Origin of the sequence: Halarchaeum rubridurum (genome assembly GCF_014647115.1) — an archaeon.
GTDB classification, from domain to species: Archaea; Halobacteriota; Halobacteria; order Halobacteriales; family Halobacteriaceae; genus Halarchaeum; species Halarchaeum rubridurum.
Map to the genome: position 1 here is coordinate 1 of NZ_BMOO01000006.1, position 25,883 is coordinate 25,883.

29 protein-coding genes and 1 pseudogene are annotated in these 25,883 nt (G+C 58.6%); 9 read left to right on the forward strand and 21 right to left on the reverse strand.

The features are described 5' to 3' along the window. Positions 1-551: 551 nt before the first annotated feature. A complete protein-coding gene (locus IEX84_RS12465; protein ID WP_188872915.1) occupies positions 552-755 on the reverse strand; it encodes a hypothetical protein in 204 nt (67 codons plus the stop codon). 230 nt (positions 756-985) lie between these two features. On the opposite strand from IEX84_RS12465, the gene IEX84_RS12470 reads away from it, so the two are divergent. Then, positions 986-1,342 carry a DUF7541 family protein gene (locus IEX84_RS12470; protein ID WP_188872916.1) on the forward strand — a complete coding sequence of 119 codons (357 nt, stop codon included), beginning with the start codon at positions 986-988 and terminating at the stop codon, positions 1,340-1,342. Further along, positions 1,339-1,620, forward strand: coding sequence for a hypothetical protein (locus IEX84_RS12475; RefSeq protein ID WP_188872917.1), 282 nt, complete (start codon positions 1,339-1,341; stop codon positions 1,618-1,620). Before IEX84_RS12470 ends, IEX84_RS12475 begins: the two co-directional genes overlap by 4 nt. Here the strand turns inward: IEX84_RS12475 and IEX84_RS12480 are convergent. Then, the gene (locus IEX84_RS12480; protein WP_188872918.1) at positions 1,617-2,357 is read right to left on the reverse strand and encodes a CPBP family intramembrane glutamic endopeptidase; all 741 of its coding nucleotides are present in this window, start codon (positions 2,355-2,357) and stop codon (positions 1,617-1,619) included. The genes IEX84_RS12475 and IEX84_RS12480 overlap by 4 nt on opposite strands. A gap of 178 nt (positions 2,358-2,535) precedes the next feature. Between IEX84_RS12480 and IEX84_RS12485 the strand changes: the two genes are divergently transcribed. From IEX84_RS12485 to IEX84_RS12500, 4 genes and pseudogenes are all read left to right on the forward strand, one after another. Beyond that, positions 2,536-5,130: a heavy metal translocating P-type ATPase gene (locus IEX84_RS12485; protein WP_188872919.1), complete on the forward strand. Its 2,595-nt coding sequence runs from the start codon at positions 2,536-2,538 to the stop codon at positions 5,128-5,130. A gap of 58 nt (positions 5,131-5,188) precedes the next feature. Continuing rightward, entirely contained in the window at positions 5,189-6,121 is a 933-nt protein-coding gene (locus IEX84_RS12490; protein ID WP_188872920.1) for a cation diffusion facilitator family transporter, read from the forward strand. 79 nt (positions 6,122-6,200) lie between these two features. Further along, positions 6,201-8,540: a heavy metal translocating P-type ATPase gene (locus tag IEX84_RS12495; protein ID WP_188872921.1), complete on the forward strand. Its 2,340-nt coding sequence runs from the start codon at positions 6,201-6,203 to the stop codon at positions 8,538-8,540. 79 nt (positions 8,541-8,619) lie between these two features. Beyond that, positions 8,620-8,953, forward strand: a pseudogene (locus IEX84_RS12500) (helix-turn-helix domain-containing protein); the annotation flags it as partial. Between the two features lie 160 nt (positions 8,954-9,113). Here IEX84_RS12500 and IEX84_RS12505 read toward each other — a convergent pair. From IEX84_RS12505 to IEX84_RS12515, 3 genes are all read right to left on the reverse strand, one after another. Further along, a complete protein-coding gene (locus IEX84_RS12505) occupies positions 9,114-10,523 on the reverse strand; it encodes an ATP-binding protein (RefSeq protein WP_188872922.1) in 1,410 nt (469 codons plus the stop codon). A 125-nt stretch (positions 10,524-10,648) separates the two neighbouring features. Further along, positions 10,649-11,023, reverse strand: coding sequence for a hypothetical protein (locus IEX84_RS12510; RefSeq protein WP_188872923.1), 375 nt, complete (start codon positions 11,021-11,023; stop codon positions 10,649-10,651). Further along, positions 11,020-11,973 (reverse strand): ParA family protein, encoded by a 954-nt coding sequence (locus tag IEX84_RS12515; protein WP_188872924.1) that lies wholly within the window; start codon positions 11,971-11,973, stop codon positions 11,020-11,022. Before IEX84_RS12515 ends, IEX84_RS12510 begins: the two co-directional genes overlap by 4 nt. A gap of 1,667 nt (positions 11,974-13,640) precedes the next feature. Here IEX84_RS12515 and IEX84_RS12520 point away from each other — a divergent pair. Beyond that, positions 13,641-15,005, forward strand: a complete 1,365-nt coding sequence (locus tag IEX84_RS12520) for an orc1/cdc6 family replication initiation protein (protein ID WP_188872925.1) — start codon at positions 13,641-13,643, stop codon at positions 15,003-15,005. Positions 15,006-15,306: 301 nt separating this feature from the next. Here the strand turns inward: IEX84_RS12520 and IEX84_RS12525 are convergent, their stop codons facing one another. After that, the gene (locus IEX84_RS12525) at positions 15,307-15,639 is read right to left on the reverse strand and encodes a hypothetical protein (RefSeq protein WP_188872926.1); all 333 of its coding nucleotides are present in this window, start codon (positions 15,637-15,639) and stop codon (positions 15,307-15,309) included. 195 nt (positions 15,640-15,834) lie between these two features. Between IEX84_RS12525 and IEX84_RS12530 the strand changes: the two genes are divergently transcribed. After that, positions 15,835-16,002, forward strand: coding sequence for a DUF1931 family protein (locus tag IEX84_RS12530; RefSeq protein ID WP_188872927.1), 168 nt, complete (start codon positions 15,835-15,837; stop codon positions 16,000-16,002). A 104-nt stretch (positions 16,003-16,106) separates the two neighbouring features. Here the strand turns inward: IEX84_RS12530 and IEX84_RS12535 are convergent, their stop codons facing one another. The 4 genes from IEX84_RS12535 to IEX84_RS12550 all read right to left on the reverse strand — a co-directional run bounded on the left by IEX84_RS12535 (position 16,107) and on the right by IEX84_RS12550 (position 18,776). After that, positions 16,107-16,922, reverse strand: coding sequence for a hypothetical protein (locus IEX84_RS12535; RefSeq protein ID WP_188872928.1), 816 nt, complete (start codon positions 16,920-16,922; stop codon positions 16,107-16,109). Between the two features lie 191 nt (positions 16,923-17,113). Beyond that, positions 17,114-17,284 (reverse strand): hypothetical protein, encoded by a 171-nt coding sequence (locus IEX84_RS12540; RefSeq protein ID WP_188872929.1) that lies wholly within the window; start codon positions 17,282-17,284, stop codon positions 17,114-17,116. Positions 17,285-17,423: 139 nt separating this feature from the next. Continuing rightward, the gene (locus tag IEX84_RS12545) at positions 17,424-17,699 is read right to left on the reverse strand and encodes a PadR family transcriptional regulator (protein ID WP_188872930.1); all 276 of its coding nucleotides are present in this window, start codon (positions 17,697-17,699) and stop codon (positions 17,424-17,426) included. A 141-nt stretch (positions 17,700-17,840) separates the two neighbouring features. Continuing rightward, complete coding sequence (locus IEX84_RS12550) at positions 17,841-18,776, reverse strand: ImmA/IrrE family metallo-endopeptidase (protein WP_188872931.1); 936 nt, start codon at positions 18,774-18,776, stop codon at positions 17,841-17,843. A 214-nt stretch (positions 18,777-18,990) separates the two neighbouring features. On the opposite strand from IEX84_RS12550, the gene IEX84_RS12555 reads away from it, so the two are divergent. Continuing rightward, entirely contained in the window at positions 18,991-19,266 is a 276-nt protein-coding gene (locus IEX84_RS12555) for a hypothetical protein (protein WP_188872932.1), read from the forward strand. A 42-nt stretch (positions 19,267-19,308) separates the two neighbouring features. Here IEX84_RS12555 and IEX84_RS12560 read toward each other — a convergent pair whose 3' ends face one another. The 11 genes from IEX84_RS12560 to IEX84_RS12610 form a co-directional block, all read right to left on the reverse strand. Further along, on the reverse strand, positions 19,309-19,611 hold the full coding sequence (locus IEX84_RS12560) for a hypothetical protein (protein ID WP_188872933.1): 303 nt from the start codon (positions 19,609-19,611) through the stop codon (positions 19,309-19,311). A gap of 72 nt (positions 19,612-19,683) precedes the next feature. Beyond that, the gene (locus tag IEX84_RS12565; protein ID WP_188872934.1) at positions 19,684-19,896 is read right to left on the reverse strand and encodes a hypothetical protein; all 213 of its coding nucleotides are present in this window, start codon (positions 19,894-19,896) and stop codon (positions 19,684-19,686) included. A 62-nt stretch (positions 19,897-19,958) separates the two neighbouring features. After that, the gene (locus tag IEX84_RS12570) at positions 19,959-20,222 is read right to left on the reverse strand and encodes a DUF7389 domain-containing protein (RefSeq protein ID WP_188872935.1); all 264 of its coding nucleotides are present in this window, start codon (positions 20,220-20,222) and stop codon (positions 19,959-19,961) included. An 18-nt stretch (positions 20,223-20,240) separates the two neighbouring features. Next, positions 20,241-20,624, reverse strand: coding sequence for a DUF6166 domain-containing protein (locus IEX84_RS12575; protein WP_188872936.1), 384 nt, complete (start codon positions 20,622-20,624; stop codon positions 20,241-20,243). Between the two features lie 392 nt (positions 20,625-21,016). Continuing rightward, on the reverse strand, positions 21,017-21,508 hold the full coding sequence (locus IEX84_RS12580) for a hypothetical protein (protein WP_188872937.1): 492 nt from the start codon (positions 21,506-21,508) through the stop codon (positions 21,017-21,019). Positions 21,509-21,695: 187 nt separating this feature from the next. Further along, positions 21,696-21,917 (reverse strand): hypothetical protein, encoded by a 222-nt coding sequence (locus IEX84_RS12585; RefSeq protein WP_209590425.1) that lies wholly within the window; start codon positions 21,915-21,917, stop codon positions 21,696-21,698. Between the two features lie 419 nt (positions 21,918-22,336). After that, positions 22,337-23,200: a biosurfactant protein 1 gene (locus IEX84_RS12590; RefSeq protein ID WP_188872938.1), complete on the reverse strand. Its 864-nt coding sequence runs from the start codon at positions 23,198-23,200 to the stop codon at positions 22,337-22,339. A 67-nt stretch (positions 23,201-23,267) separates the two neighbouring features. Then, the gene (locus IEX84_RS12595; RefSeq protein ID WP_188872974.1) at positions 23,268-24,188 is read right to left on the reverse strand and encodes a transcription initiation factor IIB; all 921 of its coding nucleotides are present in this window, start codon (positions 24,186-24,188) and stop codon (positions 23,268-23,270) included. An 85-nt stretch (positions 24,189-24,273) separates the two neighbouring features. Continuing rightward, positions 24,274-24,720, reverse strand: a complete 447-nt coding sequence (locus tag IEX84_RS12600) for a hypothetical protein (protein ID WP_188872939.1) — start codon at positions 24,718-24,720, stop codon at positions 24,274-24,276. Further along, the gene (locus tag IEX84_RS12605; protein ID WP_188872940.1) at positions 24,717-25,292 is read right to left on the reverse strand and encodes a DUF7342 family protein; all 576 of its coding nucleotides are present in this window, start codon (positions 25,290-25,292) and stop codon (positions 24,717-24,719) included. Before IEX84_RS12605 ends, IEX84_RS12600 begins: the two co-directional genes overlap by 4 nt. Before the next feature lie 55 nt (positions 25,293-25,347). After that, on the reverse strand, positions 25,348-25,614 hold the full coding sequence (locus IEX84_RS12610; RefSeq protein WP_020220543.1) for a type II toxin-antitoxin system HicB family antitoxin: 267 nt from the start codon (positions 25,612-25,614) through the stop codon (positions 25,348-25,350). Positions 25,615-25,883 lie beyond the last annotated feature (269 nt).

Genomic DNA, 25,883 nt, shown 5'->3' on the forward strand with positions numbered 1-25,883 from the left:
GTCGTCTATAACATCAAGCGGGCTGTGAAACAGTGAATTCCACCGCCGTATGGCGATTCAACACAGCCTGCGAAAGAGAATATCCATCTCGTAGCATGTCGAACTCTCGTACCGGTCGTGGGCCTCGAAGCGAAAGTAGGCCAGCGGGATCGAACAGACGAACTGCTCAACCGAGTCATGATCAGGGTGCGTAAACCAGACACCCGAGACGACTCGAACATCCGATTCTAACCCAGCGAGCGAGGTGCGATCGTACAGCGGTGTCGAGTCATATTCGGGCCACTTGACGTGCTGGTGTGCGATTCGTCGAAAGACGCTGCGCCGAAACTCGCGAGTCGCAACCACTACAGAAGAATAGCCCGGAGACACTCAAGAGTCCGTCCAACCGACCCGTAGAGGAAGAGTTCTGTGCTCTGTTGGATCCCTCAATCGCGAACAGGACTGGTGCAGCTAATCGTTAGATATAGCTGATTCGACTTTCAACACGTGCCAGCGCCGCCTCCCCTTAACCTTATCCTGAACAACAGAGACAGAGATGCTGTTAAGCTTGCTCAATGCGCCTCAGATTCAGTTCCTGTCGCTAAGGATACAATAAGACCGATGATGAGAACGCCAACAACGCCTAGAAGTCCCTGAATAACCAGTTTCACACTACCTGATTTTGCTGGGCCGGGGTACATGAGGAAGAGAACTGTGATTACGAATAGCAGTACAGTCATGAGACCGACACTGGCGTCTCCGAGAATTTTATTCATAGCCGTATTTTTGGAGATGGGTGGCTTTGTTGAAATCCTTTAGAGTTGACAGTGGACAGAGCCCTTCTTCTCATCGGATTCTACGGATACAATGAAAAACTAGCGCCTCAGAAAATCGCAAGACGGCAAGAGGGTTTCAACAGAGCCAGATGGGTTATTATCTCATTCGGATTCTGAACGCTCAGTTGTGCGACCGGTCGGCTCTTATATCGGTCGTCCAAAGGGGGTGTATGGCTGAGAGTGGTCTTGCAGCAGGCTACCAACGATCGAGTCCATGGCCCGTCTTCCTTGCGCTTGGACTTGTCCTTTCCGAGGTTGGCGTCTTCCTTGCGGGTGTACTCCTCCCGGTCGCAGTCGGTGGACTCCTACTTCTCGAGATGTATATTATCGGAATCTTCAGAGAATCCGGGTATGCACGTACGCTCTCGCGCCCAGCCCTTGGAATCGGGAGTCTCTTCACAACGGCCGGACTCGTATTACTCGCGGCAACAACATATTGGATACGCGGCGTTACAGTGCTCGCTGCTGGTGTCCTAGCAGCTATCGGTGCAATTGTGTGCTGGCTCTACGAGACACGTCAACTATGAGTGAGCGTGCCCCAACCCGATCCGGTTCTCATATCGTAATCGCGATGCTCATCGTCGCCATTCTTACAGCCGCTGGATTCGGATACGCGGTCGGTGCCTCCGTCCTTCAGAGCGCTGTTGAGAAAGGGATAGAGGCGACGCTTGGTCCGATATCGTTCGCACTCTCCCCATTCAACCTCTTCCTCTACGGGATGATTTCGGTCAGCATTGGGATGGCCGTCATACTGGGTATTGTGTTCTTCCTCTCGAAGTATGATACTGCGTCCCTGAGAGACTAGCCGAGAAGCACTGCGGGTGCTGAAGAGAGAGAGAAATACGCGACGCCGAATTGGACCGCGTTATACGTCGCATGAACAAGTGCTGGGACGGCGAGGTTCTCTGTATATTCGTAGAGGACACCGAGGACGAGTGCGATGAGGAACACACCACCGAGGTAGACAAGCTTTCCGTCGCCGGAGAGCGAAGAGACATGCAGAACTGCGAAGGTTGCACTCGCGATCGGGATCGCAACAATCGGTGTGAACTCGCTACGGAGCCGTCCTTGGATGGCGCCACGGAAGAGCAATTCCTCGCCAGGCCCAACAAGGAGGTAGGAGAGCGGGATCATGAGGAGGAGGACGGCGGGGTTTTCGGCTGCCGTAGTCACGACTTGGTTTGTCGCCGAATCAAGCCCGAGGAAACTCGCCGTCATGGAGAGACCGACCCAAAGCGCGAGTGTCGCGACACTTCCAGCGGCGATAATCGCGAGATCACGCCGCGATGGAACCGCTACCGGGAGTGGTGGAGATGTATTGCCAAGTCGGCTGTAGAGGAGCGCGACCCCTCCAAACGCAATACCTTGGAGAAGTGTGGCGCTAAGTACGAGTTGAATAGCGGGACGGTCAAAGACCGGAATACCAACAGCAGTGAGGAGTCCGGCTCCCGTCGCGACGAGGAGTGTACCGACACCGAACCCAACAATAGCGAGTGCGATGGTGAGAGTCACCGATCGGACACGGTCCGAGATCGCATTCATACACAAAGATGTGCGTTGGCCGTAGAAATGCGGGTCGGTCTTGACCATCACTCTATTATATACGAATCAGTTCACCCAGCTGAAATAATAATATGGAGGGTTAAATTGGCAATACAGGCCATATAGACCGTTTCAGTTAACAGGTGGATTAATAACTGTATGGTGGTTATCTCCGAGTATGAGCGATCCACCAGCATCAGCACACGACCATAATCACGACGATGACGACCATGATTACGACCACGATCATGGCCACGAGCATGATGAGCCAGTGGCGGACCTGTTGAACGGAGAGGTAGTACAGTTGTCCGTTCCGGAGATGGACTGCCCGTCCTGTGCCGGGAAAGTCCGGAACAGCGTGCAGCAACTCGACGCCGTCGAGACGGTCGACCCGCAGATTACCACCGGCACCCTCACCGTCCGCTACGAGGAGGGAGAAACCACGCCAGAGGCCATCGCCGAGCGCGTCAAGGAGGCCGGCTATACCGTCGAATCTGGCGTCGGTGAGACGACCGAGACGTTCACCGTTCCGGAGATGGACTGCCCGTCCTGCGCGGGGAAGGTTGAGAACGCCCTCGATAACCTCACTGGCGTCAGCACCTATCAAACCCAACCCACGACTGGGAAAGTCGTCGTCACGTACGACCAGGCGCACGTGTCGGCTGACGACGTGACACGGGCGATCGAGAGCGCTGGCTACGACGTCACTAAGACGACGGTCTCCGGGGAGGGAGGGAGTAGTGGACTGGCAGAGACGGACGGGGTCTGGCAGAGTGATCGCGCGACGAAGACATGGATTAGCGGTGGGTTTGTCGCGCTCGGCCTGCTCTTCGGGTTCCTCCTGAGCGGCCAGAACGCCACGCTCCTCTCGGCGCCGATTCCCCTCTCGCTCGCGGACGGCCTCTTCCTCGCCGCCGTCGCCGTCGGCGGCCAGGAGATTCTCGAGGGCGGCTACTACTCGCTGCGCAACCGGAACCTCGACATCGACCTCCTGATGTCCATCGCGATTACCGGGGCGCTCGTCGTCAGCGTCGGCTTCGACGAGGGTCTCTACATGGAGGCCGCGATGCTCGCCTTCCTCTTCAGCGTCGCCGAACTCCTCGAACGCTACTCGATGGACAAGGCCCGCAACTCCCTGCAGGAGTTGATGGACCTCTCCCCGGACGAGGCCACCGTCAAGCGCGACGGCGAAACCGTCACCGTGCCGGTCGACGATGTCCGCGTCGGCGATATCGTCGTGGTGCGGCCGGGCGAGAAGATTCCGATGGACGGCGAGGTCAGCGTCGGCGAGAGCGCGGTCAATCAGGCCCCCATCACCGGCGAGTCCGTACCCGTCGACAAGACGGACGGCGACGAGGTGTACGCGGGCACCATCAACGAGGAGGGCTACCTCGAAGTCCGAGTCACCTCCGAGGCCGGGGACAACACGCTCTCGCGCATCATCGAGATGGTCGAGGACGCACAGGCGAACAAGACCGAGCGCGAGCAGTTCGTCGAGCGCTTCGCGGGCTACTACACCCCGGTCGTCGTCGCGTTCGCCGTCCTCGTCACCCTCGGCACGCCGTTCGTCCTCGGGGCGACCTGGACGCAGTCCATCGTCTATGGCCTCACCTTACTCGTGCTTGCGTGCCCGTGCGCGTTCGTCATCTCGACGCCGGTGTCGGTGGTGTCGGGCATCACGAGCGCCGCGAAGAACGGCGTCCTCATCAAGGGCGGGAGTCACCTCGAAGCGATGGGCGACGTCGAGGCCGTCGCGCTCGACAAGACCGGCACGCTCACCAAAGGCGAACTCGCTGTGACGGACGTCATTCCGCTCAACGAGAACACCGAGGACGACGTCCTGCGGTGTGCGCGCGGCCTCGAATCGCGCTCCGAACATCCCATCGGCGCAGCCATCGTCGACCACGCCGCGGAGAACGACGTCGGGAAGCGCTCGGTCTCCGAGTTCGAGAGCGTCACCGGGAAGGGCGTGCGCGCCGACCTGGACGGCGAGACGCACTACGCGGGCAAGCCGGGGTTCTTCGAGGAACTCGGCTTCGACCTCTCGCACGTCCACGCCGTCACCGACGGCGGGGTCGTCACGCAGACCAGCCAGCGCCTCTGCGAGCGGAACAACTGTCTCGACCTCCTCGAGGACACCATCCCCGACCTCCAATCCGAGGGGAAGACGGTGATTCTCGTCGGGACGGAGGACGAACTGGAGGGCGTCATCGCCGTCGCGGACGAAGTCCGCCCCGAAGCGCGTCGCGCCGTCGCGCGCCTGCACGACCTCGGCGTCGAACACGTCGTGATGCTCACCGGCGACAACGAGCGCACCGCACGCGCCATCGCCGAGGAGGTCGGCGTTGATGAGTTCCGCGCGGAACTCCTGCCCGACGAGAAGGTCGAAGCCATCCAGGACCTCGACGGCGAGTACGACGGGGTCGCGATGGTTGGCGACGGCGTGAACGACGCACCGGCGCTCGCAACGGCGACTGTCGGTGTCGCAATGGGTGCGGCCGGCACGGACACCGCCCTCGAGACGGCGGACATCGCGCTGATGAGCGACGACCTCGCACGCCTCCCCTACCTCTACGAACTGTCGCACGACGCGAACGGCGTGATTCGGCAGAACGTCTGGACGAGTCTCAGCGCGAAAGCCGCCCTCGCGCTCGCCGTGCCTTTTGGCCTCGTCCCCATCTGGGCGGCCGTCCTCGTCGGCGATGCCGGGATGACGCTCGGCGTCACCGGCAACGCGATGCGCCTCTCCCGAATCACCCCCGAGGACGACTAGAGCGCTCACCCAGTCGCACTACACTCTCACTGATGCGCTTCCACTCGTTCCCAAACTAATGGAGAGCCACAACCATGACACGACGACAGATTCAGACCACGACCACGGCGACGGCAACCACACCGAGCCGCGAAGTATACGTAAACTCGGCGTCGTCGCCGCGATTAACACGGCTGGCTTCGTCATCGAACTCGCCGGTGGTCTCCTGTTCGGATCGCTTGCACTCCTGAGCGACGCCGTCCACATGCTCTTCGATGCGCTGTCGTATCTGATGGCGTTTGCAGCCACCTATGTCGCCGACCGGTACGAGGAGCGCGATTTGTGGACGTACGGACTCCACCGACTCGAACCGTTCGCCGCCCTCCTCAACGGGGTGCTCCTCGTCCCGATGGCGCTCGTCATCCTCTACGAGTCCTACCAGCGATTCTACAACCCCGTCGACCTCGACCCGACGATGACCATCCTCCTCGCCACGGGGGGCCTCGTCGTCAACGTCGCGTCCGTCGGCTACCTCCACGGTGACGAACTCAGCTTGAACGAACGTGGTGCGTTCTACCATCTGCTCGGCGATACCGGAGCGTCCGTCGCAGTCATCATCTCAACCGCCATCGTCGCCGTCTTCGAGATCCGCATGGTAGACCCGATCACGGCCGCGCTCATCGCTGTCGTCATCATCTGGTCGGCATACACCGTGTTGCGTGACAGCCTCGACCTCCTCCTCGAACGTAGCCCGATTCCGATCGCCGACCTGCAGGCATCCCTCATGTCGATCGAGAGCGTTGAGGCGGTCGAGGACTGCCACGTCTGGCAGGTCTGTAGTCGGCTTACCATCGGGACAGTTCGAGTCAAGGTCTCAGTCGATTCGCTCAATACCCAAGAGGAGCTACGGGCGACTATCCACGAGAGACTCCGCGACGCCGGCCTTGACCACGTCACTGTCGAACTCGTGAACGAAGCAACGACGCACCGCACAACTACCCATACACATTAGCGACCGTGACGCCCACCATGATCCAGAGACACACCCCGCTAGCTCAGGCGCGTCTCCGTTCGGACTCTACGAGGCGACCGTGACTACGTGTTCGTTCTGCGGCCGCGAGATCGATAGCGAGCCGATTCGTGATAACGGGGAGGTGTTCTGCTCGCGTGGCTGCCAACAGGGGGAGACGAGAACCAGTGGCGCACACATCGAACACACTCCTGAGACAACGCAGCAGACTGACGGCGAGACGGCGTATTTCTCGATCAGCGGCATGCATACGCACGCATGCGAGTCGTATCTCGAGCGACGCGCCGTGACACTCGATGGCGTCAACGGTGCGTCCGCGAGCTATACGGCCGAGATGATGCGCGTCAGCTACGACCCCGAGGCGGTTGAGCGTGACACCATCGAGGACACACTTTCTGCATGGGGATATCGAGCCTCTGCGCCCACACCAGAGGAAACCCCCGCCGACCGGAACGACTTCGACTTCGACCATCTCCGCACGATTTTCTCCGTGATTGCCGTCGCACCCATCTACATCATCTATGCTGCCTTCTTCTACCCCGTCTATCTCGGACTCCTTCCGACCTCCTCACTCGATAATCACGCAATCGTTACTGGTCTCTACGGGCCTGTCGCGATGTTCACCACGATCACTATCTTCGGCGTCGGATTCCCCATCCTCCGGTCGGCCTACATCAGTCTCCACGAACGCCAGCTTACCGTCGACGTCCTCATCTCCATCACTGCGGTGAGCGCCTACGCGTACTCCATGGTCTCACTGCTCTATCTCGACCGTCTCTACCTCTTCTTCGATATCGCGACGGCAGTCATCGTTCTCGCGACAATCGGGAATCACGCCCGTGCCCGATATAAACGCCAGGCGGTCGAAGACCTCACCGAGTTCGTCGACGAGACAGAGACCGCTGCACGCCGCCTCCTTGAGGACGGGACAACGACGGTCGTCCCACCCGAGGACTGCACGACTGGGGATCGGCTTCTCGTCCGGCCGGGCGAACGAATCCCACTTGACGGCACGATCGTCGATGGCCGCGGAACGGTTAACGAGGCGCTCATCACTGGCGAGGCACGACCCCAGCGGAAAGTCGTCGGCGACACGGTCATCGGTGGCTCCATTGCCGCCGACGGCTCATTCGAAATCACGGTCGACGAGGGGGCGACGAGCACACTCGACCGACTCCGCGACCTCGTCTGGGATCTCCAGACCGAACAGTCCCCGGCCGAGCGGCTCACGAACCGTGTGACAGCAATCTACATCCCGGTTGTCTGTGTCTTCGCACTCGTCACACTCGGTGCGTGGACGGTTGCTGGCGCGCCAGCCGAACCCGCACTTCGGACGGCACTCACCGTGCTGATTATCGCCTGCCCCGTCTCCCTCAGCCTCGTCACACCACTCGCCGTCGGTCGTGGGCTCTCAACGGCTGCCGAGCGAGACGTCCCGGTTTTTGATCAGACGATCCTTGAACGGGTGACCGACGCAGACGTCATCGCGTTCGACAAGACCGGAACACTCACCACCGGCGAAATGCGTGTCGCCGCCGTCCACGCAGTTGAGGAGTGCGATAGTAAGGCGGTTCTTCGGCGGGCAGCGGCCGTCGAGTCACGTTCGAGCCACCCGATTGCCGCCGCAATCCGCGACCGTGCACCGGACCGCTCACAAGCGGTTACGTCGTTCGAACGGTACCGCTACGGTGTCGTGGCCGACGTGGACGCGTCGCGGACGGCCGTCGGAAACCCCGCACTCTTCGACGACCTCAACTGGAGCATTCCCGAAGCCATCCGTGACACAATCGACCGTGTCCGTGACCGTGGTGAGCTCCCAACGGTCGTCGGCTGGGAGGGGACCGCAACAGGCGTGATCACACTCGAAGATCAGCCCCGCGAGAAGTGGACGGAAACTGTCGCGGAGCTCGCGGCCGACGACCGACAGATCGTGGTCATCACGGGCGATGATTCACGCGTTGCACGGCAGTTCGAGGCACACCCGGACGTCTCCAAGGTCTACGCGGACGTCCCACCAGAAGCGAAAGAAGAGCTCGTCCGTCGCCTCCGCGATGAGGGTGTCGTCGCAATGGTGGGGGACGGGACGAACGACGCACCAGCGCTTGCCGCTGCTGATCTCGGTGTGGCGATGGTCTCCGGAAGTGACTTCACCGTGACTGTCGCGGACGCTCTCGTAACGGCCGACGATCTGACGCCGTTCCGCGATCTCTTCGGAATCGCGCGTGGGACGCGGCGTCGCCTTCTCGAAAATCTCGGACTCGCTCTCACAGTGCCTGCTATCGGTGTCCCGCTCGCTGCCGTTGGGTTCGTCACACCGCTCGTCGCGACGACGCTAATGGCGACCGGAACCATACTCGTGCTCGCAAACAGCTACCGCCCCCTCACCAGCAACTTGTGTTGACATCCTCCCGCGCCTGAAGACATCCCCAGAACGCTTAGTGGTTAGGGGAAGTTATGGAGGTGGCGCCTGATATGAGAGTATGCCCGGAGATCGCCGCAAAGAGATCGTCCGTCACCTCAGTGAGGACGATCTCGACCGGCTCCTTGCGGAGTCTACTGACGAGAAACTCACTGAGCGGCTGATCTTCGTCAAACGTCTCTACAAGGGAGCGACGCTGGAGGACGCTGCCGACGATGTCGGCAGGTCCTCCGGGACGGGAACACGCTGGGGCCCGCCGGTGGAACGAAGGTGGTCTCGGTCTCCTGATGCCGAACTTCGGGGGCGGCAGGCCCCCGAAGCTCGGCGACGACCAACGCGAGCACCTCTTGGAACTCCTTCGTGACGGCCAACCGTGGAAGAAACAGCAAATACAGCTCTGTTGAATAGCGGTGATTGGGCTGGCGAGCAGATTATGAGTCGGCTCGTGAGCGGGTGACTCCCAAGGTCTCAAAATCGGGGTCACTTGACTCCCACTCAGAGTTCGCTATTCAACACAGCACTGAACTCTACTATAGTAGCAATTCACTTCGATCGCTACTCCGTGATCAGTCCAACGACGTCATTGACGGTCAACAGGTGAAGATCGTCCCGTTCCGATTCGGCTTCCTTGACTGCGGATGAGAATCCAGACCGACTGAATAGCGCATACGTGTACTCTGGGTCACCACCGCTGTCTGGATGCCAGTCTACTTTTGGGGCTTCAGATTCGAGTCGACTGAGAACGTCATATCCAACCGCGTCCTGTTGGAATTTTGCCTCACCGACGAGGAGTGTCGCTCCATTCGTCGGCGCAACGATGTCGATCTCGCTTCCGCTCCCATCCCACCAGTTCCCGGGCTCCTCTACGAAACGATACTCGTCACCGAATGCGTATAAGACAGCACGCTGGCATAACTGTTCGAACGTCCCACTGACGAAGTCTGGCAGTTCTGGGTCGATGAGGTCGATATAAGCGTCCTCACCATATACCTCGTACCGCGCTGTCCGCCCATAGACGAATCTGAACCAGAACCGGAATAATGGATCTGTAATCGTATACCGGCCTTTCCGGCTTCGATCTGGGTCGACGGTGACCGGGTAGTCTCGTTCAATAATGCGCAAGTCATTCAGTCGGTTGAGATAATAGCCGACACTACTATTACTGATTCCGGCACCCTGGGCGACTTCGTTCTTGACTCGGTTTCCTTCCGCAAGCGACTTTAATATCGCAAAATACCGGTCAACTTCGTCCAGTTCTCGGTGGAGCACGTTTTCAGGCTCCTCGTGGAGCCCTCCATCACGCCGTAACAGCGTTCTCGTGACGTTCTCCTCAAGTGTCTCGTGATCTTCGACGGCTCGCAAATACTCTGGCGTCCCGCCGAAGACACCGTAGGTCATCACCTGTTCAACGGGGGAATAATCAGCGAAAAACGACATCGCCGCCTCAAAGTGAAGTGGGCCAACTTCGATTTCCCCGTTCGGGTTCTTGGCGACGCGACCGTACAACGGCGCTGTTCCTTCAAGCGCATACTCATGCATCATTCCGATAGCGGACCCGGTCAGCACGAAGGTCGTTGCAGTTTTCTCAGCGGTATGGTCCCAGACGCGCTGCAAGATCGATGGGAGTGCGTCCGTTTGCTCAACAAGATACGGAAACTCGTCGACGATGATGACTGCATCCTGCTCGGCAAGAAATTCGAAGAGCGGTTCCCACTCTTCACGGATCCGCGTGATCCCTGGATACACCTCGGCAGCGTCGTTGATGAACGAGGAAATCTGCTGGTCTGCAGTCCCTCTAGTCGCCTGGTAGTAGACGGCGTCGTTGCGGTCTCGGATCGACTCGATTGCGAGCGTCGTTTTCCCCATTCGCCGTCGTCCCCAAACTACCGCCAGTGCTGCCGTATCGCTCTCGTAGAGTTTCTCGAGGCGTTTTAGTTCCCGTTTCCGGTTTACAAATCCAGTCATGGTGCTCACTTTGAGGGGAGCACGTAAAACTGTTCCTCTAAAAGAGTTTGAACTAACTTAGTTTAGACTAACGTATCTTCGGCACCCATAAACGAGTTCTTGATGCTGTAGTATTCCAATATCAGTTAGTTATCGGGGTCAAGCCCGCGTCCTTCCATAATTAACTCTCCGAGGCGCTCGGGATTCTCGATAGCCATTCGATAGAGCGCATCATGGATTTCGCGCGTCTCAACATTCTTGACGCCTCGTGTGACGAGAAACGGCTGCACCTCGGCCGTATCAATCTGCTGGAATTTTTCGAGAATATCCTCGCGCGGGTACGTTGAATACTGACGAACGTCTTCCGTTCCAAATGGTGGCTCTTCCTTCGGATCCACCACTTCCTCGCTAGTGGTGTCCTCTACTGACGGTTCTGTCTGCTCCACGTCTTCGACTGACTCCTGGTCGGCCGGATCGTCGTCTGCATCTTCTGCGCTTTCCCCAAGGTCAAATCCACTCATGCCTGAATCCCTCCATTCTCGACGATATCAGCAAGCGTTTCGAAATGTGCTAACTGCGCGTTCTCTGGGTTGTACGCTGTCAGCGGCTGGCGTTCCTCGTAGGCGTCCCCGAACTCGCCGGAATGCCGAATCCCTGGCTTGAGATGGAGATCACCGTTATCGATCTGTTCCCACTGGTCGGGCGTAATTCGTGCGAACGGCGGGATGTGTTCGTCCAGAACTGTCTCAACGTCGACGCCGTCATGAAGTTCGGGCTGGCTGCCCGTCCAGTCGGCACGGCGGCCAGCTTCAAGGTAGGCAGCAAAGGTAGGGTCAGTGTTCATCGCCTCAAGCAGGTTGCGATCCTTCGTCCGCTGGTCGATTCGCTGTGAGAGATTGTTCGGTATAGTCGCTAGAATCTCGAAATCGAAGGCTTGCCGAATATCCATCACGAGCTTCTTTGAGGTTTCTCGCAGGCCGTTCAACGCTTCTGGAGCCGGCATAAGCGGGAGAATCGCATTTGGTGCGCCGACGACAGCGTTGTTTACGAGCTTGTTTCGCGAACCCGGGACGTCAAAGAGGATATAATCGTAGTCATTTCCAAGCAATGGGTCGACGAGCTCGTTTTTGAGTTTCATATCGCTCGCGAACACGTCGTCGCGGGCGAGATCGTCATTGACGCGTTCAAGGTTAAGTGCGGGAACGAAGTCGAAGCCGTAACCAGGATGCTTGATTATTTGTTGAGGGTCGGTTTCATTGAGGAGGACGTCTCCGAGGTCGGCTTTATCTTCGTCTTCGCGCGTATAGTAGCCAAGTCCGGTGGAGAGGTGGCCTGCTGGGTCAAGGTCTGCGACGAGGACGTTGTGACCTCGGTTGCCGAGAACGCCGCCAAGCGTGTTCGCACAGATTGATTTGCCGAATCCACCTTTGAGCATCGCAAATGATACGGCGCGTGGTGTTGGCCCGTTCATTGTGATAATTTCTATAATTCACACCATCTTAAAACCTTGCGCGACCTTGAGAGATTGTATAATTTCTATAAAGTATAAGATGTAGAGGAGAGACGTGGATGTTGAATCCAGTATATGCATTTCGGGAATTTTGTAAACCATGCAGATTTTAGAATTTTTGTAGTTTCCAAGATTTTCAAAAATTATAGGAATTTCTAAGATGCTACGATGACTAGAGCGGAAGATGGTGGCTCACAGAAGACCGATATATCGGACAAGGGTTGCCTGATACGAGGGAGTGAGGTACCACGGGTGGGGTGGGCCGTGGCTTCGCCGTAGTCTCTGGCACGAGGGCGCGACACAGGCCCGGCGCACCGCGTCGTATCCCGGAGTGGGGTGCGCGGGTTTTGCGAGGCTGATAACGTGGGTTCCATCTCACAGTAGGGCGTCCAGATAGTTGAAAACAGGGACGCAGCCGAGCCCACGCGCTTCACCCCCGCCCCACCGTGGGCGGGGAACTCCCGCTGTCTCTCCTTTAGATTCGGGATTCCCCACTACGAGCAATACCGAGCCAGACGCTCTTGCGCGGGGTTCCAATGGGAGATTCCTCCAAGACACTCACGGACTGGGCTACCTGATCATCCTGCATCGGAGCGAGCTTAATGTACCCTCCACGCTGTTCAACTTGCTGTCGGTTACGGATGTGTGTCTTCATGGTCGGGTGAAGGCAATCAAGATCGCCTCTGCCCATCCTGGGCGTGAAAAAACCGGCATATAAGGATCGATCACTCACAATTCTTCTCTCGGACGGGAACACCCACACCCCGTGTGCGAGATGAAATCTCTATGAGGACTGCAGGCTGATTTCAGTAAGAGCGACTGATTTGGACGCATAGTCCAGAAAATAGGAGGTAGAAGCCCTCATCCAATTGTTTAGTCTTATCCTGTAGTAAGAGGAAGATTTATTACTTTATCGACTCAACCAGACCCGTAATGCAATTACAAAACAAGCAAGATAATTTATTATTAGATATTAATACATTTTATGCTGACTATCTGTAGAGGCTCTACAATGCAAATATTGGACCTCTAACCCCCTAAATCACTATTTCTCCTCTTCAGATTAGTCTGCACCACTTCCGGTTTCATTTCGCACACGGGGTGTGGGGGTAGTCGCTAAACCATTCGTCTTTAGCTAAGACTAGTAGTAATATTTTAACTCTGTATTATTCCCTGTAGTATTAGAAGAGCGAAACCAGGGACTGAGACGCTCTTGCTACTGAGAATAGGCAGTCCACGGCGTCTGAAAACCGTGTTTTTGCCCCGTATCGAACGTGTTGCGACGTAATTCGCCTGTGAAACGCAGCTGTTCGGTATTACTGTGAGTATTAGCTAAAGACGAATGGTCGCTAAACTTACTGCAAGTACGTCCCGCTCCTGATCTCATTTTGCAGACGGGCTACCGATTCTCTTTTGGGTAAATCAGTTCCTCACCCTTGTTTCCCCCGACCTGTTCGAGATTTCATTTCGCACACGGGGTGTGTCCCCCTCAAAATTGATTTTGCCCGCGGTCATCAACATCATCTCCACAGGGTGCTATAGAAGGCCTGAAACGCTTGTAAATAGATGATTTAATCTGGCACACGGTCACCCATATCTATTTACGCGAGGCTGCTCACACCAGTACTATGACAGACCGAGACGGGGTATCGGAGGACGACGGACAGTCCTCACTCTCGCAGTCTATCAAGGGGCGTCTCCAAGAGGGTGCGAAGAACTCCGTCTTCCGTGAGAAGGCACTCCTTGATCCCGACACCGTAATCGATGAGGACCGAATTGTCGGTCGCGACCAGCAGCTTGATGACGTCATCACGTACCTCCGCCCGACTCTCCAAGGGAACCGCCCGCCAAATATGCTACTCTATGGGCCCTCTGGCACGGGGAAATCGCTCATCATCAACGCGGTCTGCGAGCAAGTTGCTGAACTCGCTGAATCGCAGGGCAGTCGATTCGGTGTTATCAACATTAACTGCCAGACGATCAAATCGCACGACCGCGCCGTCTACCGGCTTGTCGAACGTGCTGCAACTCAAGCTGAGGTTGATCCAGGTGTGCCGCAGAGTGGGGTCTCGACTGACCAGAAGCTCGGCCGCTTCTACGATATTCTGAGCGAGCACTTCGACTCGGTCATTATTATCCTCGACGAAATCGATCTTCTCATTGGTCGACAGCGTGACCCAAACGAGGAGCCTGCATACTCGAAACTTCTCTATCAGCTTTCTCGTGCGTCGCAGCTTGGGCGCATCGATGGGGATGTCTCCGTCGCCGCGCTCACAAACGACCCGCGGTTCATGGAGGAACTCGACGGGCGTGCTGAGAGCTCATTCAACCCACAAGACGTTGTCTTCTCAGACTACGATGCGAACCAGCTTCAAGTGATCCTTGCACGGCGGAAGGATGCCTATCATGATGAGGTTCTTGAGGATGGGATTATCCCGTTGAGTTCTGCGTTCGCCGCTCAGGATCATGGTGATGCTCGGAAAGCGATTGATCTCTTTCGGAAAGCGGGAGAGATTGCGGACCGCCGTGGTGACAATGAGGTTGCTGAGGAACATGTTCGTGACGCCCAGACGGAAGCTGAGCGGGATCGAACGCTGGCGCAGATGAAGGGTCTGTCCTCGCAGAAGAAAATCTCTCTTTATGCGACGGCAGTTGTCCCGATCTACTCAAGACGCAATCTCACGGCAGTTCCAACTACTATCGCGTACCGTGTGTACCAGTATCTCACTGAGATGCTTGGCGTTGACGAGAAATCCCGGGACTCCTATCTCCGGTATATGAGTGAGGCGGAGACATACAATTTTGTCACGACAGAAAAACGAGGGAGAGGCTACGGAAATGGTGTTCATAAGGAGTACACTTTGGTTGATGACCCTGAGGTTGTCGCAGAGACGCTTCAGGCTGACGTTCGTCTTAAGGAGGCTATGGAGGACGAGGACCTCATCCAATCTGTGGTTAACGCACAAGTCACTGAGTTCTTTGAGGGGAAGTAGCTATAGGAGGGTTCTATAGCTAGATATCGAGGGTCTACATTTCGCACACGGGGTGTCTGACGAATCTTGTTTGTCAGCTACACCGAATTGGCGTGGTGAGGGATCGTCTTATTCCTGATTGTGTCTCTCTCACACTATTTCATCTCGCACACGGGGTGTGTCCCCCCATCTCCACTTTCAGATTTCATCTCGCACACGGGGTGTGTCCCCCCATCTCCACTTTCAGATTTCATCTCGCACACGGGGTGTGTCCCCCCATCTCCACTTTCAGATTTCATCTCGCACATGGGGTGTCCCCCGACTAGCCTGTCTCTTCATCGTCGCCGCTGACCGGACCTTTATACCGAGAGCGAACTTTCTCGCCATCACGCCACTGCCAGTAGTAGTAGCGGTTACCGTTGATTTCTTTGGTGGTAAGCGTCGCTCGCGTCGGAACGTCGTCCGGCAGCTCTTTGGGACGATCCTCTACTTCGTCCTGGTTTTCCTCTGTAAGTCGAGTCTCTCGCTCACGGTACTGGGTGAGCGCGTCGGCATAGCGCTCAACCGCTCGGAGTTCCTCCGCTGAACAGCACTCTATCGATTCGACAAGGTCGCGTGAGAGCTTCTGTGGTGGTTTCGGTGGTGAATCGGACATCGTGTAGTCGTCTTAACCAACAGACACGGGAATTGCTTAGATGTGTTGGTTAACACTCTCAGCCAACTCTTCAATTTCGAGTCGAACGGGCTCTCCGCCGAGACTAACTCAGGCTCCGATCTGTCCCTGTCAGCTACCGCATTCTGATACTCTCACCCCTACTTATATGTGATCGATGGACGAACTCGATGCTGTATGTCGGATCTTGTTGTCAAAGCTGCGGTGAAGGATGCACTGGCAGAGAAGAACGCTGCTGGCGATTTCTACGAGGCGCTGGACGAGGAGGTCGAAGAACTGCTCGAGGAAGCAGGGGCACGCGCTGAGGCGAACAGCCGCAAGACGGTCCAGCCGCGCGACCTCTAAACTGGCTCTCAACGGCCTTTTCCCAACTCTCACCGCCTGACCGCTAGCTGGCCGTGCCCACCACTGTTAACCAACAATGACCTGCCCTCGCAGTCTCATGTTGGTTAACTCTCCGACCTCGGAATTTCGGGAAGTCGGCCATCCGGCCGTGGGACTCGTCCGTGCTTAATCTCGTAGTCGACGCGACGGAGGTGCTTGCAACTGCCGTCAGGTTCTCGCTTCTGGTAGTCCGGACAGGTACACGTCTCGGCGATGATGTCGACGTCGTAGATGCTTCCCGAGGCTGAGCGAACCTCGTACTGGCCGCCCTTCGCAAGGAGGGAGACGTCCATCTCCTCGTCGATCGCGCGCTGCGTTCGGGCTTCGAGGCCTCCCGTCTGCGCTTGGTCGCTCACGGCTTCGCGAGCTCGGACGTCGCCCGCACAGCCACCGTCAGTCGCGACGGCCTGTGTGTCTCGTTCGAGGCGCTCGTCGAGTCGGTCCTCAACGGGGTGGCCGAGTGGCCAGCAGTAGTGGACTTCGCGACGGCTCTGATACTCGTAGGCGCCGACGTCAACGGCGTCGCCCGACCAGACGCGCCAGGCGCCGAGCGCACCTATCACGTCGCTGATTGCTCGTGGGACGTGTGCGACGTCGTCGGGGTAGAAGACGCGAAATCGCGTGCAGTCCTCTCGGACGGGCATTTCGTCCCACCAAGAGACCGTCGAGCGCCAGGTGTCCGCCATCGCCGCGTCCCTCCCGTACCCGACGGTCACGTCGACTGCCGGTGAGCGCGGGCCGGCGTCGCCTTCGAGGAGACGAAGGACGGCATACCGCAGGTATTCGTGGAGCGAGTTATCGACGCCGTTCGCGACCGCCGGGTAGTTGTTCGCGACGTGCACCGCTTCGTTGAGCAGCGTTGCCAGATCATGTTCGGGCATCGCTTGGAACGGGGGTCTGTGCGCCCCGCCCCTCGCGGGCGCTGACAAACCTTAACCAACGCTCGCATCGGAATCACGCAGACTGTTGGTTAAGAGTGGCTGGAAGCGTGGCCGCTCTCTGTACTCCGTCTTGCAGAACCGGGTCCCCAGTTCCGGTGAGTCGTGGGCGTCTGAAATAGAGTAGGCTGGACTCAGAACGCGTTTTTAAGCTCTACAAGCGCGAGTATGATAGCAATAGCGCCGAATAGTAGGCCGATTGTGCCGAGGAGTTGATTTCGCGGAACAACGGTTGTTTGTGACACGACGAGCAGGGCCATCAATATCACGTGGAGGGCAAGCAGGCGGTCAGTCCGATCTGACATACCACACCTATTCAACAGTCCGACATAGCCGTTCGGTTGTACTCTCCTTCATACCGGCTGCTTCATCGACTCCGACTGAAGAGCCCATATTGTCAACGACCGATACTCCGACTGCTTCAGGACGGATAGTGAGAATGACCTACAGGTCGACGTACTGGTTTTCCCACTCGCGGCGGGCCTCAAGCTCGCGGCGGCCGCGTCGCGTGAGCGCGTAGGAGTTCGTTCGGTCGTCGATCTTCCCCTTGTCGACGAGTCCCTTCTCGACGAGGGTGTCGAGGTTCGGATAGAGGCGGCCGTGGTGGACTTCCGTCTCGTAGTACGTTTCGAGTTCGTCCTTGATGGCGAGGCCGTGCTGCTCGTCCAGCCCCGCGATAACGTAGAGGAGGTCACGCTGAAAGCCAGTGAGATCGTTCATTATCTTCTTTTAGACCTGTCGGCTTATTAGCGCATCGGATACGACCAACGCCGATGGTTTACCCATGATACACGCGGGTTGCCACCGATTCCTATTGGATATGCAACTATTCGAATTGCGTTACGCGAGGAATTTGGGTCGCTATGCGGTTTCAGAATCAACGACGTCGATGAGTTGCTCGGCCGTCCGGCTAATGCGGCTGAGCCGCTCCCGGATTGCCTCCGGGTCGTCACCGGCCCAGGCGGCGAGGTAGAACGATGAATTACTCGTGTCGAGGCCATAGTGTCGGCCGACGATGTACGCGACGGCCTCGGCTTCGAGTTCCTGTTCGGATCGCGCTAGTGGGTCGCTGATGGCGCCATGCAGGAGGGCGTGCGCGAGTTCGTGGACGAGCGTCACCGCGAGGTCAGCCTCGTTCGCACGATTCCGAACCGCAACGAGTGGTGGTTCATCCGACTGACGTGGCTTGCAGATGCCTTCGGCCTGTCCATGGATCCACTCGTCGGCGTCGACGATGCGCACCTCGACGTCGAGTTCCGAAGCTGCGTCTTCGAGGACGGTGACGAGGGTGCCAGCGTCGCCGGTCGCCGTCGTCTCGAGTTCGGGGAGTGGCTCGCCCTCGGTCTGTGAGACATCGAAGACCGATGCCGGTCGAAAGCCGACGAGTCCCTCTGACCACTCTTCGGGTGGCGTCTCGTCGTACGCACAGTCGCTTTGTTCGTGGTAGCTCGGCGAGTTCCCGCACTCTGGGCACTGCTTCGCGATGATGGGTGCCCAGATCCAGATGGCGCTCTCACCCTCCTGGACGTATCGGTCGAACTCCTCCTGCCACGCTCGGTAGCCCGCGACTCTCGTCGCCTCCGGACACTGGAGGTGGATCAGGAGGGTGTTCCGGTAGGAGTAATCGTGGAACCGACTCTGCACCTCGAGCCACTCTTGGAACGCCTCGCTTCCGCGTGCCTCTTCGACGTGCGTGATGAGGTCCTCAACCCACGCCTCGATCGTTTCGGTCATCGATTCGCTTCGCGAGCTCGAGTCCTCGAACGCGACTGCTGACTCTGTGTGTGCGTCACTCATGGATTTGGTCGCGACGACGCGCCTCGTGGGCGCGCCCGCACCCCTCCCGGGCCAACAAACTCTGGCGCTGTGTCCCGATCGACGTCACTGCTTTTTCGAGTCGGCAGCAAGGACTCATCGCTCGATGCTGTCGCTGAGGAATTTGCCGGCGCCGTTCTCTTGGCCGCCGACACAGAACCAGAATCTACACGGCGTTCTCTCCCGAGCGTACGGTATGGCTAAGACCGTCGACGACCTCCGAAACGAGATCCGGGTCGCCACGGGCCGCTTCGAGCGAGAGATTTCGGCGACGTTCACGAAAGAGGACCTCGCCGCCATCTGCGATGCCGTCGGCTACGAGATCGACGCCAACTCGCTGCCGCCGACAGCACAGATGCGCGCCGGTATCCTCGCGAGGATCGATGAACGCGACGACGATGCGACGAATGAGATCGGTCGGGCATTCCGGAAGGGCGAACTCGAAGCGATTGCCGACGCGCTCAGCGAGTAGCTTTTCTCCCTCTCACTAACTGTCCATGTCGGGTAGTCGCAGCTAGTCGTCGAAGAGGCAGCGTGTTGCGGCGCGCTCACCAGTGAGTGTCTGCTGGTCGTCGTCGGTGTCGGGGAAGAGTACGGCCTGTTCGTCATCCTCATTTGAGTCTTGTACTTCGGGGCGGTCGTCGACGCCGAACTCGCTGGCCTCGGGTCGATCGCGTCGTGATTCGCGGTCGCGATGGTCGACGTCGGCGCCGAAATCCTCGAGAGACGTTTCGACGCTCGACTCCTGGACTTCGAGCCCGCCATTGTCACTGAATGCTGCTTGATGGTGGACTTCCGGATCTGGTGTGTCGCTCATCATTGAATGCCTCCACCCTCTTGGGTGGCTCGATAAACGTCTCGTCGGGCCACACACTGAGGCGCCGACTATCTAGCTCTCGTCTCGGACTTTCGCGGCTTGCTGCGCGAGCAAGTGGAGGATGGGCTCACGATTCTGATGCGCGTTCTCGTACGCGACACACTCCCGGACAGTCTCGACGTCAGGAATCGTCACGATACAGGCGCGGAGGACGTCGAAGCTTGCCGGCGTAAGTCGTTGTTCGGGCGTGAGTGTGCTCGCATTCTCGCTCTCTTGGTTGGGCATGATGGACGCCTCGCCCGCTCCCGGCGTCGACAAACCGATATCGAGAGCTTTCGGTGTTGTTTCTACTCAAGTTCAGCCTCGGGTTGAATTTGGCGTGCGTCGTCGGCGAGCCGATGCAGATACTCGCGAAGCACGTCCATGTCCTCTCGCGCGTCGGCGAGTGTCTCGGCTTTCACTTTGCCCGTGATCTTGTCTTCGTCGCGTGTTCCGGAGCCGCGTTTGAGTTGGACGGTGATCGAGACGCCGATGTCGGTACGTTCGACGTGCTGGGTTTCAGTCGGCTGTTCGGCGCGTGCGTCGCTCGAAGAGTCAGTCGTATCGGACATCGTTGGTGTGAGAGATGGCTAGGCAGTCGGTGCGACGTCGTCGTGGAGGACGTGTTCGATATCGGCGTCGGTGAGCGTCCAGGTGCCGTCGGCGCCGTACTCGAGTTGGCTGATGACCTCATCTTTGAACGTCTGATAGTGTTCGCGGGCGAGCGCCGCGTTGTCGGTGTAGTCGAGGAGGACGGCGAGTGCGAGCTGTGCCGGGCCACTCCCGCGATAGCCGACGGCGAACCCGCTCGGACTATGCCGGGCAATCTGGAGGCTGCGCTCCGGCGTGAGGCGCTCCCCACCGGGATGCGTCGTCACGACCATCTCTCCCTGCTCCCGGGAGCCAATGTAGCGAATCTCGTTCTGGTGGTGTGTCGTCTGTGCCGTCGCGTGATCGTCGAAAGTTCCACTCATCGTTCGGTTCGAGAGCACCACTCAGGCACTCCCGCACCCCTCTCGGGGGCGACAAACACGACGGCGGTCTCGGCCCACCCAGTTTAACCAACACAGTCTCGGCCCTACTGCTACTTGTTGGTTAACACGCCACTAGACGAATTCCTAATACTGCCTCTGAGAGCTTGAAACGGTATCAAAGTGGATATTTACACTTTGCACACGGGGTGTCTACACGTCGCTCGTCTTGGAAAGTTCTTTTTCGAAGTAGCAGTCGGCACACCGTTGATCACCCTGTGCAGCGTAGACTGGGTCCGCCGGCACCGTCTGACAACTCGTACAGTAGCCGAAGGCAGTTTTCGGGATTGGCTTCTGCCACGGCGGCCGTCGACGAGTCGTGTGGCCCGCCATCGTTAGTAGTGGACGTCGGCGGGGACGATCCAACATGACTCGGCGCCGTCGAGAATCCTGTGGAGCCGCTCCCGGTCGCGAATCCCCTGTTCGTACTCGTCGTAGAGGACAACCGATGGCCCACGATAGGCGCCAAGGTTGTGGCAGGCATGCCGGACGAGGTCCTCGTCACGCATGATTGCCTCGTCGTCGAGTTCGTCCAAGCCCTCGCGAACAGCAGCGAGGTTCTGTTCGAACGCCTCAATGGTCGCCTCCCAGCCGGCCTCCAAGAGGTCTTCACCGGCGTCCGATTCGACCGGCGCCGCGGCCGGCTGCTCACCCCATCGCCCCTCGCCCGCCCCGGTGACGTCCGTCTCGTCAAACGTCACGTAGTAGTCGAACACGGCGTCGGCGTCTGGGGTGACGCCAACCAGTCGGTCGAACGCAGATGAGCCTGCCGCCAGTGCTTCGTCGCGTATCGATGCCTCCACTAATGCGTAGATGAGCATGTGCATCATCGAGTCCGACGCACACCGTTTAGGCGCGCGTCGCCACTCTCCGCGCGACAAACTCCTCAGAGACTACCGCAGGAGACAGGATTTTCCTGTGATGGGGCGATTTATACTCGACATCTGGTGTGTCTCGCCGTCGTCGTCGTACTCCTGCTGGTGCGACGTTGAGCGTTAGATAGAGAGGTCTAACTTAACGGCCGTAGAGTAAGTACGAGAATAGAGAAAATGCCAGTATTGCACTGATAAAGAAGATGACTAATCCGAGAAATCCAGACCACATCGTCCCCACAACAGCGCCGAAAACAAATCCGACAATAGCCGAGCCGAGTAGAAGGATAGCTCCCATCTGCCACTCTGCAAGAAATGCCACAACCTTTTCTCTCATACCATCACTTACCTTTTCCTCTCCCATACTGGTACCTTTATTATATATTCGAATAGTCTTTTCGACAGTAGATATACAGTCTGGTTCGGCCTCGTCGCGCTGGAATTATCTACACCCCCGATTCGGTTAATACAGGCGACTAATCTCTCGGTTTGTCAGGCGGCTGCTGGAATGTTCGGAGCGATAGCGCTCGCAATGAATAAATCTGCGATAAAAAGAAGAAATGCAAATCCGCCGCTGAACTCGTGGGTATCAGTAGTGAGTGATGCATAAACGTACGCAGACAGACATATCACTATAATTCAAGAAATTGGATGTAAGTCAATAAGTCCACTGGAACCGCATGTTCAGTAGACCTGCGTCCCGATACAATCGCAGACCCACCTAATGGTTGTTTCATCTAATATATCGCAGCAGGAAAGATAACGGTCTATCTGCGCTCCGGGTTACGATGGGTTCGGGCCATGGCGTGGTGCCCCACAGACTCGACAGTCCCAGATTGGCTGCCCAGCCCACTGTTCAACTGGACCGGTTTCGGCGCCGCGGAAACGATGAGTGGTTTCGCGCTCGCAGCGTCGACACATGAGTGTCTCCCGCGTCGGCGTCGCGGACGACTGCCGCTCTGCATCATCGCGACGCGACGGCTGTTGGAGTGCGAGCGCGGGAACGAGCCAGAGAGCATCCTCTGCTTGCTCACGCACTGTGCTGAGTCGCTGCCGCGAGTTGATCGCGTTCCCGGCACGGTCGTAGAGGTAGGTCGCGTGTCCACCCGAACCTTCGCCGTCCTCCCACTGTGTTCGCCTACATACCTGCTGAAGAAGGTGTTCGCCGACGTCGCTCTCGACTTGGACGACGTCGGGAAGGCTGCCCCATCGTTTGGTGAGCGTTCGCGACGGCGAGCCATCACCATCCGCGACGAGCTCGCACTCGTGGATCGCGGTGTCGCCCTTCGTAACGAGGAGTGAGTGTGCGGCGGTCCCCTTCGCGAGCGCCGCGTACTCCGTTCGTGCTGGGACGAGCGTGAAGACGAGGTGGAGGAACTCCAACTCTGTCTCCTCCCCCTCTTGAATCGGTGTCTTCGACGCCGCGTGTTCGCGGCGACACGACGCACACCGCTCACTCGTCGGTGGTACGGACTGACCACACTCGAGACACGTCGACGATGCCTGTACAGACTCAGGATAGTCAGTACTCGCCAACTGGTCGCGTGGCTCCTCGTCTTGTTCGAGGACGTGGTCCGGCTCTCGGGTCGTTTCGCCGTGGGGCTGAAACGCCTCGTCGTCGCGACGACGGTCCGGGTGTTGCGTCACACTCCCTTTGCCCTCGTCTTCCAGTATAAACCTGAGCGGGGCTCCGCTCAATTTCCGCGCCACCAAGCTACTCGAGTTCGTTACGGAGTGTATCGCGATGCCCGCGAACTGTGTTGGCCGCGACACCGGCGATGTCGGCGACCGCGGCCTGCGTGAGTCGATAGTCAGCCCGCTGTGCAGCCTGATAGAGGCAGGCTGCCGCGAATCCCGGTGGTGACGCACCGTGGACGATCTGTGTCTCTTCAGCCCGCTCTGCGAGTGTCCGTGCGCGCCGCCGTACCGCGTCCGGAACGTCGAGATTGGAGGCGAAACGTGGGAGGTACGCGTGTGGCTGCATCGGCTGGGCTGGCAGTCCGAGTTCCTCGTTCAGGGTCGCGTAGGCGTTCGTCACGCGATTCTCGCCGACACGTGCGGCCGCGACGACGTCCGCGAGTTGGAGTGAGCGGCCGTTGCACCGGCAGGCGGCATAGACGCTCGCCGCTGCTACCGCCTCGATGGATCGTCCATGGAGGAGTCCCTCGGAGTGGGCGCTGCGGAAGAGCTGGCACGCCTGCTCCTGGAGCGTGTCGTCGATGTCGAGCACGCTCGCGACTCGCTGTACCTCTCCAAGTCCGTGGCTCAGGTTTCGCTCCTGTTTGGAACGGAACCGCCCCCGTTTCTGCTCGCGGCATAGTCGGCCGAGCTGCCGGCGCTTCTTCGCCGAGAGCGTGTTCCCCCTCCCGTCGCGTTTCCGCCCGATCGTCGTCGAGAGTCCTCGGTCGTGGCGCGATGTCGTCAATGGAGCACCTGTTCGTTCAGTCTCCTCCTCGTACACCGGCTCGCCGCCATGGTCAATTGCGTGCTCTGCCAAGACGAGTCCGCACGCCTCGCAGACCGTCTCCACCGTGTTCGTCTCCACTCGCCCATCGCACTCCGGGCAGCCATTCGTCTGGTCGTCAGCCTGGACGTCCTCGTCGAACCCGTTCGCGTAGATCTCTCTCGAAGCCATCTCGATCACGAGGCATCCGCGGAATGAGTCGGTCCGCCGAACCCCTCACCCCTCTCTGGGGGTGACAAACAGACTGTGGAGTCAGCTAGTCAGTCCAGAAGCCACGCTGGCGGTCCTCAACTTCGCTCAAGACTGCTGCAAGAACGTCCCGCCAGTCAGCGGGATGGCTGGTATCCTCCCCCGGCGTCGGCGCGTCCGGCCCTGGGTGAATGTGATCTAGCGCGTTGTGCGTCGAGGGATGCCGATCCCATCGATGGTCGAACTCGCTCTCGGCATGGCTTTCGTGGTAGTGGATGGAGAACGTTCCATTCTCAAACCAGACGATGTCGAGACGTGCCTCGTCAACCTGTACTGGATAGAGCGCGGAATCGAAGACACAGACGAGCCGCTCTGGTGCGGTCGGCGGCGATTCCTCAATTCGAGCGAAGCGAGCGTCGTTTCCGAGACGGTCGGCGATGATCGAGAGCCGTTCGAAATCGACTGGTGCACCATCATCGACGTTGAGCTCGGGCGTCTCGCCACCGTCGCTCATGCCGGCGACTGCTGGCCAGCAGCACCGTCGTCCACACCAGTGAGCGCGCGTTCGAGGAGTGCGATCCGCCGTCGCGTCGTCATCCAGAGAGAGACGTCCTCCCAGACGTCCTCTACTCGCTGGTCGTGTTCCCGTGCGTACGCCGTGATCGAGACGTCCTCGGGTGCGTCGACGTCGAACTCGGTCGCGTACGATTCATCGCGGTCCGTCGCAGCCTGGAGGAACTCGAGCAGTTCGTCCTGCGAGTACTGCTCTTGGAGGTGCTGTATGCGTCGCCACTGGAGATATGCCTCGTTGCGCTCGTACGTCGCCGGCGACTCCGTCACCCGCGTGACGACGCCCATGCGCTCGAACCACTCCAAGTACTCACGTGCGGCATCCACACCATGCTCGGCACGCTCCGCGACCTCCTCGACAGTCGTTGGGCTATCGAGAGTCAGGATCGCATCAAAGAAGTCGTCGCGCGTCCGTCCTCCGCGGACGACGTCCTCGGGTGGTGTGAGCGCATCGAAATCCGGAGCGTTCCGCTGCTCCGCCGCGTCGGCTTGCAACTCCTCACGCGGTTTCTTCATACTACTCCCAACGCAATCAGACGGGATAAATATTCCTCTAGACGGAATATTCCGTCTACTTGAGGAAGTCCGGACGGTCGGTGTCGCGAGTCGTGGTCGCCTCGGGGTCGATCCCCAACTCGCGGAGCTCCGCATCGGTCGGTTCGTGACCGATCTCGCCCTTGTGGAGCGCGACTGCCTCATCGAGATTCTCGAGGGCGTCTACTCGTGACTTTCCTTGGGTCGTGACGCCGGTCTCGACGTCCGTCGCGATCCACCAATCGTCCTCCCGCCACAGCCGAATCTCCCCCGGACGCGGACTCTCCTTCGACGACCCAGCCATTATCGTCCAATTCGGCCGCTAGCCGGTAAGTATCCGATGCTGCCGTCAACCCGTTGTGTGGAGCGGGACCGGTTTTAACCAACACTCGGGGGTACTCCCGGCTCAGTGTTGGTTAAGCGAAGCAGCCCCCCATTGTTTCCGGAGTAGAGTCCAGTGACTGCCGTGGCCAGCCAGTCCCACACACCACTTTTCACGAGTGTTTGTGAGTAAATAGCATAGTAATGGCTGGTAGGGAGACACCACTTTGCATCTGTTAGGACGCCCAGGAT

Coding starts and splice junctions, on each gene's coding strand:
- IEX84_RS12580 (WP_188872937.1), bottom strand. CDS start 21,508: ATGCACATGCTCATCTACGCATTAGTGGAGGCATCGATACGCGACGAA.
- IEX84_RS12600 (WP_188872939.1), bottom strand. CDS start 24,720: ATGAGCGACGGTGGCGAGACGCCCGAGCTCAACGTCGATGATGGTGCA.
- IEX84_RS12605 (WP_188872940.1), bottom strand. CDS start 25,292: ATGAAGAAACCGCGTGAGGAGTTGCAAGCCGACGCGGCGGAGCAGCGG.
- IEX84_RS12480 (WP_188872918.1), bottom strand. CDS start 2,357: ATGAATGCGATCTCGGACCGTGTCCGATCGGTGACTCTCACCATCGCA.
- IEX84_RS12560 (WP_188872933.1), bottom strand. CDS start 19,611: ATGAGCGACACACCAGATCCGGAAGTCCACCATCAAGCAGCATTCAGT.
- IEX84_RS12585 (WP_209590425.1), bottom strand. CDS start 21,917: ATGGGAGAGGAAAAGGTAAGTGATGGTATGAGAGAAAAGGTTGTGGCA.
- IEX84_RS12565 (WP_188872934.1), bottom strand. CDS start 19,896: ATGCCCAACCAAGAGAGCGAGAATGCGAGCACACTCACGCCCGAACAA.
- IEX84_RS12550 (WP_188872931.1), bottom strand. CDS start 18,776: ATGAGTGACGCACACACAGAGTCAGCAGTCGCGTTCGAGGACTCGAGC.
- IEX84_RS12470 (WP_188872916.1), top strand. CDS start 986: ATGGCTGAGAGTGGTCTTGCAGCAGGCTACCAACGATCGAGTCCATGG.
- IEX84_RS12610 (WP_020220543.1), bottom strand. CDS start 25,614: ATGGCTGGGTCGTCGAAGGAGAGTCCGCGTCCGGGGGAGATTCGGCTG.
- IEX84_RS12545 (WP_188872930.1), bottom strand. CDS start 17,699: ATGAACGATCTCACTGGCTTTCAGCGTGACCTCCTCTACGTTATCGCG.
- IEX84_RS12520 (WP_188872925.1), top strand. CDS start 13,641: ATGACAGACCGAGACGGGGTATCGGAGGACGACGGACAGTCCTCACTC.
- IEX84_RS12535 (WP_188872928.1), bottom strand. CDS start 16,922: ATGCCCGAACATGATCTGGCAACGCTGCTCAACGAAGCGGTGCACGTC.
- IEX84_RS12570 (WP_188872935.1), bottom strand. CDS start 20,222: ATGTCCGATACGACTGACTCTTCGAGCGACGCACGCGCCGAACAGCCG.
- IEX84_RS12465 (WP_188872915.1), bottom strand. CDS start 755: ATGAATAAAATTCTCGGAGACGCCAGTGTCGGTCTCATGACTGTACTG.
- IEX84_RS12525 (WP_188872926.1), bottom strand. CDS start 15,639: ATGTCCGATTCACCACCGAAACCACCACAGAAGCTCTCACGCGACCTT.
- IEX84_RS12515 (WP_188872924.1), bottom strand. CDS start 11,973: ATGAACGGGCCAACACCACGCGCCGTATCATTTGCGATGCTCAAAGGT.
- IEX84_RS12555 (WP_188872932.1), top strand. CDS start 18,991: ATGGCTAAGACCGTCGACGACCTCCGAAACGAGATCCGGGTCGCCACG.
- IEX84_RS12540 (WP_188872929.1), bottom strand. CDS start 17,284: ATGTCAGATCGGACTGACCGCCTGCTTGCCCTCCACGTGATATTGATG.
- IEX84_RS12575 (WP_188872936.1), bottom strand. CDS start 20,624: ATGAGTGGAACTTTCGACGATCACGCGACGGCACAGACGACACACCAC.
- IEX84_RS12505 (WP_188872922.1), bottom strand. CDS start 10,523: ATGACTGGATTTGTAAACCGGAAACGGGAACTAAAACGCCTCGAGAAA.
- IEX84_RS12475 (WP_188872917.1), top strand. CDS start 1,339: ATGAGTGAGCGTGCCCCAACCCGATCCGGTTCTCATATCGTAATCGCG.
- IEX84_RS12530 (WP_188872927.1), top strand. CDS start 15,835: ATGTCGGATCTTGTTGTCAAAGCTGCGGTGAAGGATGCACTGGCAGAG.
- IEX84_RS12490 (WP_188872920.1), top strand. CDS start 5,189: ATGGAGAGCCACAACCATGACACGACGACAGATTCAGACCACGACCAC.
- IEX84_RS12485 (WP_188872919.1), top strand. CDS start 2,536: ATGAGCGATCCACCAGCATCAGCACACGACCATAATCACGACGATGAC.
- IEX84_RS12510 (WP_188872923.1), bottom strand. CDS start 11,023: ATGAGTGGATTTGACCTTGGGGAAAGCGCAGAAGATGCAGACGACGAT.
- IEX84_RS12595 (WP_188872974.1), bottom strand. CDS start 24,188: ATGGCTTCGAGAGAGATCTACGCGAACGGGTTCGACGAGGACGTCCAG.